Genomic DNA, 12,932 nt, shown 5'->3' with positions numbered 1-12,932 from the left:
TCCTCCCCTGCAGTTGCCCTTCTGAGCAAGCCTGCCGCTGCAATCCTGGTCCTCAGCCCGTTACGGCGCAGCCAACGGTCCCTGCTGCTCCGCACAATTCTTCGACGCGCGCCAGGATCGTCACGCGCATCGGAGTCGTTAACCCCTCGAGCGGGGCTCTATGCCGATACACCGCGCAGGCTTCGTGAGTTTCGCCCCTTCATCCGCGCATCGCAGACAAGACTCAACCTCCGCGCCTGCACAGAGGTTGTCAATTGGGGCAGAAGCAACGATTGATGTCGATAGACAAAAGGTAGGTATCAGCAGAGTGACGTGCACTACGAACGCAGCGCACCATTGGCTTTCTCTATCGAACCATTGATCTTTTCTATCAAGAACACGATGCGCGCCTCGTTGCGCTCGGTGATCTCCACCGTGTCGCCCGTCTCGCGGATCAGGTTCGGAATGTCAATCACCGACAAGGGGTCGGTGCAGTGCACTTCGAGCTGATCGCCCGGCTGTAACGGCTTGAGCGCCTTGCGCGTCTTCAGGGCAGGTAGCGGGCATTTCAGCCCGGTGAGATCGAGCGTGGTTCTGGTCATGGGCGCAACATGGCGGGGTGAGGCGATGGCGTCAACGCGAGGGCTCAGAGCAAGTCCGCATAGGACAAGAAACCTACGCTCTGTCCCGGCTCGACACGCGTGATGTCGTCGCCGAGTTCGATGAGGCCATCGGTCTCGACCAGCGACGACAACAGGCCTGCGCCTTCGCGCGGAAACTTGACCGCTTCCAATGCGCCGTCCTCTCCGCGCCGCAACGAGCTGCGAACATATTCGCGGCGGCCGATCTTCTTCTTGTAGGTGAATGCAGCACGCACCGGGATCGGCAACAGCGGCTCCGGCAGACTGCCCGCAAGCGCCAGCACCGTCGGCCGCACCACGTGGACGAAGGTGACGAAACTCGCGACGGGATTGCCGGGCAAGCCGATCAGCGGGGTGCCGCCGATGATGCCCATCGCCACGGGACGGCCGGGCTTGATCGCCATCCGCCACAGCACCAGCGAGCCGATGCTCTCGACCGCCGCCTTGACGTGGTCCTCCTCGCCGGTCGAGACGCCCCCGGTGGTGAGGATCAGATCATGGCTGCCTGCAACCTGCTTCAATCCATCCGCGAGCGCATTGCGCTCGTCGCGCAAGATGCCGAGGTCGAAGACCTCGCAGCCGAGCCGGCGCAGCATCGCCATCAGCATGAAGCGGTTGGAATCGAACAGCTGTGAGGCCGCGCGCGGCTCGCCGGGCGAAGCCAGCTCGTCACCGGTCGAGAACACGGCGACGCGGATGCGCCTGACGACGTCGAGCCGTGTCAGGCCGAATGCTGCAGCAAGCGCGATATGCTGCGGCAGCAAGCGCTGGCCGGCCCGCAGCGCGACGTGCCCTTGCGGAATGTCCTCTCCCGCCGGGCGGACATTGGCGCCGGGCTTTAGCCCCGGCGGCAGCACAATTCTGCCGGCCTCATCGAGCCGGACGTCTTCCTGCATGAAGACGGTCTCGGCGTCAGGCGGCATCGGCGCGCCCGTGAAGATGCGCGCAGTGTGGCCGGCCTTGATCGGCGCCAGCGCAAGGCCGCCGGCCTGGATGCGGCCGTCGAGCGGGAAAGCCCGTTCCGCGCTTTCCGGAAGGTCGGCGTTGCGCACGGCGTAGCCGTCGACGGCGGAGTTCGTGAAGGGCGGCAGCGGCAGGGGCGCCGCGATATCGCGCGCGAGCACGCGCCCGTCGGCGTCAATGACTGCCACGGTCTCGATATCGGCGATCGCATCGACGCGCGTGGTGATCAGACCAACGGCCTCGTCGACCGACATCATCGGTCCGCCGAAGGCAAAGCAATCGTCCGACAGTTGCGCCATGGTGCCTCGTCAGCGTATCGCGGCGCTTTTTGCCACCGCTTCCTCGACCGGCATCGCCGCACGCAGCAGCAATGCCGCCGCAGCCTCGATATCATCGAGATGGACGGTCGGCAGGCGGGTTTCAATGGCGATGTCGGTCGCGATCCCGACAATCCCCGGATCATCGGGAAACAGCAGCGGCTTGTCGTTGGCGGCGCGATGCACCTCGATCTTGCGGTGCGGCTCGCGCTTGAAGCCCTCGACCACGACGAGATCGACGGCTGACAGCTTGCTCAGAAGCTCCGGCAGCCGCGGTTCCTCGGCGCCGCGCAACTCATGCATCAGGGCCCAGCGGTTCGACGACGCAACCAGCACCTCGGCCGCGCCGGCCTCGCGGTGGCGCCAAGAATCCTTGCCGGGCACGTCGACGTCGAACTGGTGATGGGCATGCTTGATGACGGAGACGCGCAGGCCTTGCGCATTGAAATGCGGGATCAGCCGCGTCAACAGCGTGGTCTTGCCCGCACCGCTCCAGCCCGCAAGGCCGATGACTTTCATCGCAACTCGATCTCCGCCAGCCGCATCATGCGGCCGGAACCGCCTTCTCCATCGTCGTGAGCATGCTTATATCGGCTTGACCCGAATGTCATGCTAACGTCGCGGCCATGATGAAGATCGACAAAGCCCCAGTCCCCCTGATCGTTCCGAACCCTGACGACCCGCGCCTGACGGAGCGCGTGACCGGCACCGACCAGACCGGCGCCCAGGTCGAGATCAAGGTGCCGATGGAACGGCCACTGACGCTCTACCTGAATTCGCAGGAGATCGTCACCATGATGACGATCGGCGACTACCCGGAATATCTGGCGCTGGGCTATCTGCTCAACCAGAACATGTTGAAATATAGTGACGAGGTCACCGAGGTCGAATACGACGACGACCTCCAGGTGGTGGTGGTGCGCACCTCACATCACACCAATTTCGAAGCCAAGCTGAAGAAGCGCACCCAGACCTCGGGCTGCGCGCAGGGCACCGCGTTCGGCGACCTGTTAGAGGCGGTCGAGAGCGTCGCGCTGCCGAAGGCGGAGCTGCGCACCTCCTGGCTCTACCAGATGACGCAAACCATCAACACCATGCCCTCGCTCTATCTGGAGGCCGGCGCGATCCATGGCTGCGTGCTGTGCAGGGAGGGCGAGCCGCTGTGCTACACCGAGGACGTCGGCCGTCACAACGCTGTCGACAAGATCGCGGGCTGGATGTACCGCCACGGCGTCGATGCCTCCGACAAGATTCTCTACACCACCGGACGGCTGACCTCGGAAATGGTGATCAAGACCGTGCGCATGGGCATTCCGATCCTGGTGTCGCGCTCCGGCTTCACCGCCTGGGGCGTCGATCTCGCCCGCCAGGTCGGACTGACGCTGGTCGGCCGCACGCGCGGTAAACGCTTCATCGCGCTCGCGGGCGAAGAGCGGATCGTCTACGACCAGAACCTTGCTTACGTCGAGGAGGAATCGGCGAAGCACAAGCGCAAGGGTGAAGGTGGTGACGACTGAATTTCCGGCAACGCAGGGCGTGCTGCTCGCAGGCGGCCTCGCGCGGCGCATGGGCGGCGGCGACAAGCCGATGCGGACCATCGGCGGCCGCACCATCCTTGAACGCGTGATCGCGCGATTGACGCCGCAATGTAGCGGACTGATCCTCAATGCGAACGGCGACCCCGCACGTTTCGCGGCGTTCGGCCTGCCCGTTGTCGCCGATGACGTCCCCGGCTTCCCCGGGCCGCTCGCCGGCATTCTCGCCGCGCTCGACTGGACGGCGACGAACCGGCCTGACATCGAATGGGTGCTGAGCGCCGCAGGCGACTGCCCGTTCTTGCCGCGCGATCTGGTCGCGCGCCTGCACGAGGCGCGGGAACGCGAGAACGCACAGCTCGCGGTCGCCGCATCAGGCGATCAGTCGCATCCGGTGATCGGTTTGTGGCGCGTCGCCTTGCGCGACGAGCTGCGTCACGCGCTGGTCGTCGAAGACCTCCGCAAGATCGACCGCTGGACCGCGCGCTATCCGCTCGCAACGGTGACATGGCCGGCCGAACCGCTCGATCCGTTCTTCAACGCCAACACGGTCGAGGACATCGCCGAAGCCGAACGGCTGGCCGCGCTGGATGCGGCCTCCTGACAAGAAGCGCCGGCGCAAGCGCGAGCCTGCCGCTCAAGCCGCCAGCGGCATCGACCAGGCGTCGTAACCGTAGACCCAGCTCGTATCGGTGCGCTCCTTCAGCCAGATGTTGGCGCGCGAGGTCTCCTGCACCCGCGTCGTGCGCACCTTGCGAGTCGCCTCGAAGCGGCGAAACGCATTCGCGACGCCGTCGCTGCCGACGCCGTCGAGGCAACGCGACAGCACGGCGGCGTCCTCGATTGCCATGGCTGCGCCCTGCGCCATGTAGGGCGTCATCGGATGGCAGGCATCGCCGAGCAGCGTCACCTTGCCGTCGGCCCAGCGTTCCAGCGCGTCGCGGTCCATGATCGCCCATTTGTGCACGTCGGGACAGGCGGCGAGCACCCGAGTGACTTGCGGGTGAAAGCCTTCGAATGATGCGCGCAGATCGCGCACGTCGCCCTTCGCCGACCAGGACTCGATGCGAAAGTCCGGCTCGGGCTGGCTGGTGACGAGATAGACCTCGCTGCGATCAGGCTTGACGTAATAGATCACGATGTGGCGGTCCTCGCCCCACCATTTGGTGCAGTCGTCGATCCCTGCGCCGCCGAGCAGCGCGGCGGGATAGGTGGTGCGATAGGCGATGCGGCCGGTGAATTTGGCCGGCGCGGTGTCGAACAGGAGATCGCGGACCGTCGAATGGACGCCGTCCGCGCCGACCACGGCATCGGCGATGGCACACGTGCCATCGGCAAAACTCAGCCGGACACCATCGCCGGTCTCGTCGAGGCCGACGAGCTTGTGATTGAGCCGCACAAATTCGTTCGGCACTACGCTCGCCAGCGCCGCATGGAGATCGCCGCGATGAGCGAGCAGATAGGGCGCGCCGAACTTCTCTTCCGCGCTCTCGCCAAAAATCATGTCGAACTTGATGTCGCCGCTCTTCCAGTCGCGGTTGTTCCAGGAGCGTGGATAGAACGAGTGCTCGCGCATCCGCGCCGCGAGCCCCAGCACGCGCAGCACCTTCATTGCGTTGCAGCCGATCTGGATGCCGGCGCCGATACGGGCGAACCGGGAGGCCTGCTCGTAGACCATCACATCGATACCGACGCGCCGAAGCGCCGCGGCCGTTGCAAGCCCGCCCATGCCGGCACCGACGATCGCAACCGAAAGCGGCCTCGCCATCGCGTCCCCCCTGCCGCGCGGCTTGAGCGCCGCGTCGTCGATCTATGCAGGCCGGAAGCCCGCCCGCTCCAGCGCGGTGCGCGCCTCATCCGAGCCGAGTGCGTCGAGAAAGGCCTGCACGGCCGGCCGCTGCTTGCGCGCCGTCACCAGCGCGAAATCATAATGCTCTTCCGCGAACGGAATGAAACCGAGGTCGACAACATGGGCGACCGGCGCAATGGTCATGCCCCAGTCGGCGCGGTGCTGCGCGACAGCCGCAGCCACGGCATTGTGCGAGCGCGGCTGGTTCCAGTAGCCTTCCGGGCGCGCACCGCCGAGCAGCCGATCGATCAGGATGCGCGTGCCGGCGCCCTGGTTGCGGTTGACCATGATGCAGGCGGGGTCCGCGAGCGCGGCGGCGACGGCTTCCTTCGCACCGAGCCCCTCAAAACGCTTGTCGCCCTTCCGGAACACGATGCCCTGCATCCGCCGCCAGCCCGGCACGAGCTCGAGCCCCTCAACGAGATAAGGCGTGTTGTAGGTCTCGCTCTTGTCGTCGAACAGATGGATCGGCGCGAGATCGCATTCGCCACGCTTCGCCGCCGCAAGTCCACCGAGACTGCCCACCGCGATCGAGCGCACGGTCAGCCCCGCATGCGCGAGCTGTGCGGTGACGAGATCGAGGCCGGTGCAATGGCTTCCGACGATGACGAGATCGGGCACCCGCACATGCGGCGTGAACAGCGTCACCTCGGCGTCGGTCCCTGCCGGCATCTGGTCGGCAAGCGCGTCGATGCGCAGAAAACCGTCGGCCTGCGCGAACGACGTGATCGCACCGGACCCCTTGCCGGAGGGATAGGCGATCAGGCCGTCCTTGCCGCCGACCAGCGAGACCATGACGAACTCGGTGCGACCGAGCTCGGAGGCGATGCGCACCGGCACGGTCGCGTTCACCTTGGCGTCGGAGCGCGCCGGCAGCCCGGCCATTTTGCGCAGCACCGGCACGATCATGTCGTGGAAGGTGAACATCGCCGAGGTCGGAAAGCCCGGCAGGATCACCACCGGCTTGCCGTCGCACGCCGCAAGGCACAGCGGCTTGCCGGGCTTGAGCGCAACGCCATGCGCGATGATGCCGGGCTGGCCGAGCCGGCCGATGATGCGATGGGACACGTCGCCCGCGCCCTTCGAGGTGCCGCCCGACAGCACCAGCATGTCGGCGTCCGCCAGCGCGCGGCGCATGGCGGCTTCGAGTTTTGCCTCATCGTCGGGAATGGCGCCGAGGAACACCGTCTCGCCGCCATTCTCGTCGATCGCGGCGGCGACGATGGCGCCGTTGGTGTCGTAGATCGCAGCCGGCGCGAGCGCCTCGCCGGGCTGAACCAATTCGTCGCCGGTGGAGATCACGGCAACACGCGGCTTGCGCGCGACAGTCACCTCGGCGATGCCGCAGGCCGCCAACATGCCGATCTCGCGCGAGCCGATGATCGTGCCGGCGCGCAGCAGCGCCTCGCCGCGCGCGATGTCGGAGCCTGCGTAGGACACGAACTGTCCCGGCGAGACGGCTCGCCGGACGTCGATCGCATCGGACCCGGCGGGCTGGGTATGCTCGACCATGACGACGGCGTCGGCGCCGCGTGGTAACGGCCCGCCGGTTGCGATCGGCGTTGCGGTTCCTGTCGCCACCTGCAGCTTCGGCGCGGTGCCGCAGTGAATGGTCTCGCCGTTCAGCGCAAGGCGAACGGGCGCGCCTTCGCCGGCCGCGGCGAGATCGGCCGAGCGCACGGCAAAGCCGTCAACATTGGAACGGTCGAACGGCGGGACATCGATCGGCGCCGTAATGTCTTCGGCCAGCGCCGCGCCGAGCGCATCGGCAAGCTTGCGCGCCTCGCTCGGGACCACGCGCGGGAACAACGCAGCGTCAAAGCGCGCCAGCGCGTCCTCGCGCGAGAGGATCTTGAGGAACTGCTCCTGTTCGAGCGCGCTGCGGTCTTGCGATTGCGGGATCATCGTCATGCCAAACCCATATCATTCCCGCATCAGATAGGCATCGACCGGCGTTCCTGCCGCAAATCCCTCGTGGCTGGCGGGAACGAGCAGCCATGCATCGGCCCGGGCAATGGCCTGGAGCGGCCAATCCCCCACCGCGAGCGGGAGCCACGCATGATGTTCCTCGGCCAGCAGGGCAATTTCGGCGATGCCGACACTGGATGCGATTTTGCGCGCAAGCGGCAAGGTCATGCATCGGCGTAACTGCCGCGCCGACAGCCGATCGACGAGCGGCAGCACGAGCGCGAGCCAGGCGGCAAGCGCATGATCGGGCGAGCCAGGCAAGGCGACGATTGGAACCGGTCCGAGCCGCCCGACCGCGGCGGTGCGTCCGGGCTGGAGCGCGAGGCCGTGGGCGAGCACGTCGCCATGCCGGGCCAGCGCGCTGACCGCGGCATCCCGGCGACCGGCGCCGCTGCCGCCGATCGTCACGACGAGATCGCAGGTGAGATCGCCGAGCGCTTCCGCGATCGATGCCGCATCTCGCGCGGCAGCTTCGCGCGTTTGCACCTGCAGCCCTGCTGCGCGCGCGATCTCGGCGATCATGTGTGCCGTCACGGCTGCACCCGGCACGTTGACGATGCGCAGCCGCGGCCGCCGTACGCTCAGCTTTTCAACCCCGGCGGCGCGCGCGAGCAGCAAGGCGGCAGAATGGATCAAATGCCCTTCTGCCACGGCAGGCGCCCGCCCGGCGATGTCGCTTCCGGCGCGCCTGACGCCCTGACCGGGCACGCCCTCCGCCAGCACCTGGGCGAGTGGACCCGACACCTCGACTGCATCGGCATCGAGTACACAATCACATCCCGGCGGCATCGCGTCGCCGGCATCGACCCAAACGGGCGCCGTCGTCAGAGGCAGCGGCGAATAGGCGGACGCGCCGACAATATCGTTGGCGCAGAGCGCCCAGCCATCCGCAGCGGCAATGTCGCGCGGCGGAGACGCCGCAAGCAGCGGCGTCCCTGCCGCGATGCAGCCGGCGGCCTCCGTCAGGGGCAACTCGATCGCCGCGATCGGATCAACGCCTCGCAGCAACGCGGCGAGCGCAGTGTCGAGCGGCGTCAGCGATGGCGGCAGGCGCTGGGTCATGCGCCATGATGGACCATGCATCGCCCGGTTTGGCAACCGCTGGCGATGCGAAGATCAGCCGCCGGACTTGGCCGCATTGGGGAAGAACAGCTGCTGTCCGTCGACCTTGTAGCCGGCGATCGCCGCCTGCCCCTCCGGCGAGATCAGCCAGTCGATGAAGGTCTGCCCCAGCTCCTTCTTCACGTTCGGAAACTTTTCCGGGTTCACCAGCATCGCGCCGTACTGATTGAGCAGCCGCTTGTCGCCTTCGACAACGATGTCGAGATCGCCGCGATCCTTGAAGGCGATCCAGCTGCCGCGATCGGACAGCACATAGGCATTCGCCGTGCGCGCCGCGTCGAGGGCTGCGTCCATCCCTTGCCTGACTTCGCGATACCATGCGCCCTTGGCAGCGGCGATATCGATGCCGGCGACGATCCAGAGCGCGAGCTCTGCGGCATGGGTGCCCGAGCGGTCGCCGCGCGTCACGAACGGCGCGCCCTTGGCCTCGATCGCCTTCAGCGCGGTGGCGATATCCTTGCCCTTCACGGCGGCGGGATCGCTCTTCGGCCCGATCAGCACATAGTCGTTGTACATCACGTCAAAACGCTTCACGCCAAAACCGTCGGCGACGAACTTCTCCTCCTGCGGTCGTGCGTGCATCAGCACGACGTCGACCTCGCCCCTGCGCGCGCCGTCGAGCACTTCATCGGCACGCCGCGCGATCACCGTCACCTCGATGCCGGTCTTCTCCCGGAAGATCGGCAGCAGATGATCGAGCAGGCCGGACTCCTGTGTCGCCGTGGTCGAGGCCAGCACGATCGCGCGGTCCTCCGCAAATGACGCCGCCACGCCCGCGGCGAGGCCGCAGAGAAGCGCGAGTGCAACGGACAGGCGGCGGACGACCATGATCGGGTTCCCATTGGCTATGACGCGATCATGATGATGATCGATTGCGCCACACTCGTGACGCGTTTGCTCGTTGCGCTCCCAACTCGGGACATTTCGGCAATGCGGCTCGCGCGGTGCGTCGATTGCAATTGCGAGCGCGACGGCCGCAAGGCCCGCGCCACGCGGGTGCATCAGGATCGTTCACCAAAGCAGAAATCGCGCGTGAGGATGTGTTGCAAAGCAGCGAGATGATCGGGCATGGTCCTGCCGGACGTAAATTGAAATGCAGAATTCCACCTGCGTCGAACGCCAAAAAGAAGCAAGAATTTGCATAGGAATGCAGGATGGAATTCCTGACGACCAGCGAAGCCGCCGACTACCTTCGGCTCGGCGAACGCAAGCTCTACGAACTCGTCACCACCGGCGCGATTCCCTGCACCAAGGTGACCGGGAAGTGGCTCTTCCCGCGGCACGAGCTCGACCTCTGGGTCCTGTCGGGACTGGCGCGTCCGGCCGGCATGCTGACTGCGGAGCCGCCGCCGGTCGTGGGCGGCAGCCAGGACGAGCTGTTGGACTGGAGCCTGCGTGAATCCGGGTCGGGCCTGGGATCGATGAGCGAGGGCAGCGCGCGCGGGCTCGAGCGCTTGCAACGCGACGAGGTGATGGCCGCGGCGGTGCACTTCCACAGCCTGGAGGCCGACGGTAATCTTGCCTCCGACGCCAGTGCAACGACGCTGCGTGACGCGCCTGACCTGCATGATGCGGTGCTGGTCGCATTCGTGCGCCGCGAGCAGGGTCTCGTGCTGCCGCCGGGCAATCCGAAACGGCTGCGCGGCCTCTCCGACGTGCTTGCGCTCGGTGTCAGGATGGCGATGCGACAACAGGGCACAGGCGCGCAGATGCTGCTCGACGTGCTGTTGAAGCGCACCGGCGCCTCGACGCGCGATCTGCGCCGGGTCGAGACGCCGGCCCTCACCGGGCCGGATCTCGCCGAGATCGTCCGCGCGGGACAGGCCGATTGCGGAATCGCGACGCGTGCGGCGGCGCGCTCGGCCGGGCTCGATTTCGTGCCGCTGGTCTGGGAGAATTTTGATCTCGCAATGCGGCAACGCAGCTATTTCCGCCCGCCGATGCAGGCCCTGATCCGGTTCCTCAACGAAAGGCGGCTGCGACAGCGCGCCGAGGAACTGACCGGCTACGATCCCTCGCCGGCGGGGCAGATCCGCTTCGCGGCCTGACGTTGACGCCCGCCCCCAAATAGTTGCAAAAGAAACCAATTCAGCCGGGCTATACCCGGGCAACACCGGCCAACGAGCCGGATCAGGGGAGGACAAACGTGAATCCAACGAGATTTGGACTGCCGGTCGCGGCCGGCTTTGCAGCGACGTGCTTGGCGGCGGCGCTGCTGCCGGGTACGGCGTCGGCGCAGGTTTCCGACAACATCGTCAAGATCGGCGTGCTCACCGACATGAACGGCCCCGCCTCCGCGCCGACCGGCCAGGGTTCGGTGACGGCGGCGCAGATGGCGATCGACGATTTCGGCGGCACCGTGCTCGGCAAGCCGATCAGCATCGTGATCGGCGACCACCAGCTCAAGGCCGATATCGGCGGCGCGATCGCGCGGCGCTGGTTCGATGTCGACCAGGTCGACCTGATCGTCGACGTGCCGGTCTCCGCGGTCGGGCTCGCGGTGCAGAACATCGCCAACGAGAAGAAGCGGCTGTTCATCACCCACTCGACCGGCACCGCGGACTTCCACGGCAAGTTCTGCTCGCCCTACGCGATCCAATGGGTGTTCGACACCCGCGCGCTCGCGGTCGGCACTGCGGATGCGGTGGTCAAGCGCGGCGGCGACAGCTGGTTCTTCATCACCGACGACTACGCCTTCGGCCATTCGTTGGAGCGCGACGCCTCCAGCGTCGTCACCGCCAATGGCGGCAAGGTGCTGGGCTCGGTGCGGCCACCCTTGGCAACGCCCGACCTCTCCTCCTTCGTGCTGCAGGCGCAAGCCTCCAAGGCCAAGATCATCGGCATTGCCGCAGGTCCCCCCAACAACATGAACGAGATCAAGACCGGCTCGGAGTTCGGCGTGTTCAAGGGCGGCCAGCAGATGGCGGCGCTGCTGGCGCTGATCACCGACATCCACGGCCTCGGCCTGCAGGCCGCCCAAGGGCTGTTGCTGACGACGTCGTTCTATTGGGACATGGACGACAAGACCCGCGAATGGTCGAAGCGCTATTTCGCCAAGATGAACAAGATGCCGTCGATGTGGCAGGCCGGCGTCTATTCGAGCGTGATGCACTATCTCAACGCCATCAAGGAGACCGGCACCGACGATCCGCTCAAGGTCGCGGCGAAGATGCGGGAAAAGCCGATCGAGGATTTCTTCGCCCGCAGCGGCAGACTGCGCGAGGACAATCTGATGGTGCACGATCTCTGGCTGGTGCAGGTAAAGACGCCGGAGGAGAGCAAATATCCGTGGGACTATTACAAGATCCTCACGACCATCTCGGGCGAGAAGGCGTTCGGCCCACCGGACCCGGCGTGTCCGCTGGTGAAGAAGTGACGGCGTAGCCGAGCCGCAGTGACGGTGCACCCTCTCCCCTTGCGGGAGAGGGTGGATTCGCAAGGCGAAGCCGGGTGAGGGGTTGTCTCCGCGAATACAGTTCGCACTGAGTTCGCGGAGAGAACCCCTCATCCGGCGCTTCGCGCCACCTTCTCCCACAAGGGGAGAAGGAAGGAAGCTCGTGCCTCGCGCCCTACTTCATCACCCCGATCTCGCGAAAATACTTCATCGCGCCCGGATGGATCAGCTCCGGCTTCGGCGCTGCCGCGACCGTGTTCGACGCTGTGGTCTCGCAGGCCTGCGCGAGCTGCTTGCAGAAGGTCGCCTCGACGCCGTGCAGCGTCTTCGCGAGGCGATAGGCGACGTCATCGGGCAGATCCTCGCGCGTGAGGACGAAGCTCCACGAGCCGAGCGAGGCGATCGGCTCGGCCTGCTTCGGATAGGAGCCGGCCGGCACGGTGAGCGGCTTCAGGAACGCATGCTTGGCGCGAATGCGCGTGATCTCTTCAGTGCTGGGCGCAATGAAGCGCGCGCCTGACGCACCCGATGCCACCGCGGCAAAACCGGGCCAGCCGATGCCGGCGCCCCACAACGCGGCGACGCGGCCGTCATCGACCATCGCGGGACCATCGCCGGCGCGGTCGAGATAGATCGCCTTGAAATCCTCGTCCTGCTTGAGGCCGAGACCATCGAGCACATAGCGCGCCAGGATCGGCAGGCCCGAGCCCTTGGCGCCGAACGCGACGGGCTGGCCGACCAGATCGCGAATGGTCTTGTACGGACTGTCCGCCCGCACCACGAACATGCCGGGGTTGGAATAGATCGCGGTGAGGATCTTCAACCGCACAGGCGCGCGGCCGATGCCGGCAAAGGCCTCATAGGCCGGCTCGCCCGCGACCAGCGCGAGATCGAGCTCGCCCTTCTCCAGCAGCGGAATGTTCTCGTTGCTGCCCTTGGTGTTGCGGGGCGCGATGGTGATTTGCGGATCGGCCGCGTTCATCACTTCCGCAAAGGCGTTGCCATAGAGCGGAAAGCCGCCGCCGGGCGTCGCGGTGCCCAGGCTGAGTGTCGTGGTCGGAATGGCCTTGCCTCCGGTTTGAGCCGCGGCGGGGCCTGCGAGTGGACTTGCGAGCAGCGCCGCGCCGAGAAGGATTGTGATTGCGAATCTCATGATGAGTCCCG

Annotated in this window: 12 protein-coding genes; 4 read left to right on the top strand and 8 right to left on the bottom strand. The window is 66.4% G+C overall.

Going from position 1 to position 12,932, the window contains the following annotated elements:
* Positions 1–317: 317 nt before the first annotated feature.
* From AB7008_RS11605 to mobB, 3 genes are read right to left on the bottom strand one after another with little or no spacing between them, the layout of a single operon-like run.
* On the bottom strand, positions 318–581 hold the full coding sequence (locus tag AB7008_RS11605) for a sulfurtransferase TusA family protein (protein WP_441258835.1): 264 nt from the start codon (positions 579–581) through the stop codon (positions 318–320).
* A gap of 44 nt (positions 582–625) precedes the next feature.
* Entirely contained in the window at positions 626–1,882 is a 1,257-nt protein-coding gene (locus AB7008_RS11600) for a molybdopterin molybdotransferase MoeA (protein WP_441258834.1), read from the bottom strand.
* A gap of 9 nt (positions 1,883–1,891) precedes the next feature.
* Positions 1,892–2,419: a molybdopterin-guanine dinucleotide biosynthesis protein B gene (gene mobB / locus AB7008_RS11595; protein ID WP_014497571.1), complete on the bottom strand. Its 528-nt coding sequence runs from the start codon at positions 2,417–2,419 to the stop codon at positions 1,892–1,894.
* A 107-nt stretch (positions 2,420–2,526) separates the two neighbouring features.
* Here mobB and fdhD point away from each other — a divergent pair, with 107 nt between their 5' ends.
* Both fdhD and mobA read left to right on the top strand, forming a co-directional pair.
* Positions 2,527–3,417 carry a formate dehydrogenase accessory sulfurtransferase FdhD gene (fdhD, locus tag AB7008_RS11590; protein ID WP_441258833.1) on the top strand — a complete coding sequence of 297 codons (891 nt, stop codon included), beginning with the start codon at positions 2,527–2,529 and terminating at the stop codon, positions 3,415–3,417.
* Entirely contained in the window at positions 3,398–4,039 is a 642-nt protein-coding gene (gene mobA, locus AB7008_RS11585) for a molybdenum cofactor guanylyltransferase MobA (protein WP_441258832.1), read from the top strand. The genes fdhD and mobA overlap by 20 nt, the downstream gene beginning before the upstream one ends.
* A gap of 33 nt (positions 4,040–4,072) precedes the next feature.
* Here mobA and AB7008_RS11580 read toward each other — a convergent pair whose 3' ends face one another.
* From AB7008_RS11580 to AB7008_RS11565, 4 genes are read right to left on the bottom strand one after another with little or no spacing between them, the layout of a single operon-like run.
* Complete coding sequence (locus tag AB7008_RS11580) at positions 4,073–5,203, bottom strand: FAD-dependent monooxygenase (RefSeq protein WP_441258831.1); 1,131 nt, start codon at positions 5,201–5,203, stop codon at positions 4,073–4,075.
* A gap of 42 nt (positions 5,204–5,245) precedes the next feature.
* Complete coding sequence (locus AB7008_RS11575) at positions 5,246–7,195, bottom strand: molybdopterin biosynthesis protein (protein WP_441258830.1); 1,950 nt, start codon at positions 7,193–7,195, stop codon at positions 5,246–5,248.
* 12 nt (positions 7,196–7,207) lie between these two features.
* A complete protein-coding gene (locus tag AB7008_RS11570) occupies positions 7,208–8,314 on the bottom strand; it encodes a molybdopterin-binding protein (protein ID WP_441258829.1) in 1,107 nt (368 codons plus the stop codon).
* A 54-nt stretch (positions 8,315–8,368) separates the two neighbouring features.
* Positions 8,369–9,202: a substrate-binding domain-containing protein gene (locus AB7008_RS11565; RefSeq protein ID WP_014497577.1), complete on the bottom strand. Its 834-nt coding sequence runs from the start codon at positions 9,200–9,202 to the stop codon at positions 8,369–8,371.
* A gap of 326 nt (positions 9,203–9,528) precedes the next feature.
* Here AB7008_RS11565 and AB7008_RS11560 point away from each other — a divergent pair, with 326 nt between their 5' ends.
* The gene (locus AB7008_RS11560; RefSeq protein ID WP_028159008.1) at positions 9,529–10,422 is read left to right on the top strand and encodes a helix-turn-helix transcriptional regulator; all 894 of its coding nucleotides are present in this window, start codon (positions 9,529–9,531) and stop codon (positions 10,420–10,422) included.
* Positions 10,423–10,520: 98 nt separating this feature from the next.
* A complete protein-coding gene (locus AB7008_RS11555; RefSeq protein ID WP_304492882.1) occupies positions 10,521–11,750 on the top strand; it encodes an ABC transporter substrate-binding protein in 1,230 nt (409 codons plus the stop codon).
* A gap of 193 nt (positions 11,751–11,943) precedes the next feature.
* Here AB7008_RS11555 and AB7008_RS11550 read toward each other — a convergent pair whose 3' ends face one another.
* Positions 11,944–12,921, bottom strand: coding sequence for a TAXI family TRAP transporter solute-binding subunit (locus AB7008_RS11550; protein WP_304492881.1), 978 nt, complete (start codon positions 12,919–12,921; stop codon positions 11,944–11,946).
* Between the last annotated feature and the right edge of the window lie 11 nt (positions 12,922–12,932).

Source organism: Bradyrhizobium sp. 521_C7_N1_3 (assembly GCF_052075975.1).
Classification (GTDB): Bacteria; Pseudomonadota; Alphaproteobacteria; order Rhizobiales; family Xanthobacteraceae; genus Bradyrhizobium; species Bradyrhizobium japonicum.
The sequence above is the reverse complement of the archived record's forward strand: the minus strand, read 5'-3'. Positions and strand labels throughout refer to the sequence as shown.

What these genes read in the sequence shown, in the direction of transcription:
- AB7008_RS11605 (WP_441258835.1), bottom strand. Translation starts at nt 581, where the DNA reads ATGACCAGAACCACGCTCGATCTCACCGGGCTGAAATGCCCGCTACCT.
- AB7008_RS11600 (WP_441258834.1), bottom strand. Translation starts at nt 1,882, where the DNA reads ATGGCGCAACTGTCGGACGATTGCTTTGCCTTCGGCGGACCGATGATG.
- mobB (WP_014497571.1), bottom strand. Translation starts at nt 2,419, where the DNA reads ATGAAAGTCATCGGCCTTGCGGGCTGGAGCGGTGCGGGCAAGACCACG.
- fdhD (WP_441258833.1), top strand. Translation starts at nt 2,527, where the DNA reads ATGATGAAGATCGACAAAGCCCCAGTCCCCCTGATCGTTCCGAACCCT.
- AB7008_RS11580 (WP_441258831.1), bottom strand. Translation starts at nt 5,203, where the DNA reads ATGGCGAGGCCGCTTTCGGTTGCGATCGTCGGTGCCGGCATGGGCGGG.
- AB7008_RS11575 (WP_441258830.1), bottom strand. Translation starts at nt 7,195, where the DNA reads ATGACGATGATCCCGCAATCGCAAGACCGCAGCGCGCTCGAACAGGAG.
- AB7008_RS11570 (WP_441258829.1), bottom strand. Translation starts at nt 8,314, where the DNA reads ATGACCCAGCGCCTGCCGCCATCGCTGACGCCGCTCGACACTGCGCTC.
- AB7008_RS11565 (WP_014497577.1), bottom strand. Translation starts at nt 9,202, where the DNA reads ATGGTCGTCCGCCGCCTGTCCGTTGCACTCGCGCTTCTCTGCGGCCTC.
- AB7008_RS11560 (WP_028159008.1), top strand. Translation starts at nt 9,529, where the DNA reads ATGGAATTCCTGACGACCAGCGAAGCCGCCGACTACCTTCGGCTCGGC.
- AB7008_RS11550 (WP_304492881.1), bottom strand. Translation starts at nt 12,921, where the DNA reads ATGAGATTCGCAATCACAATCCTTCTCGGCGCGGCGCTGCTCGCAAGT.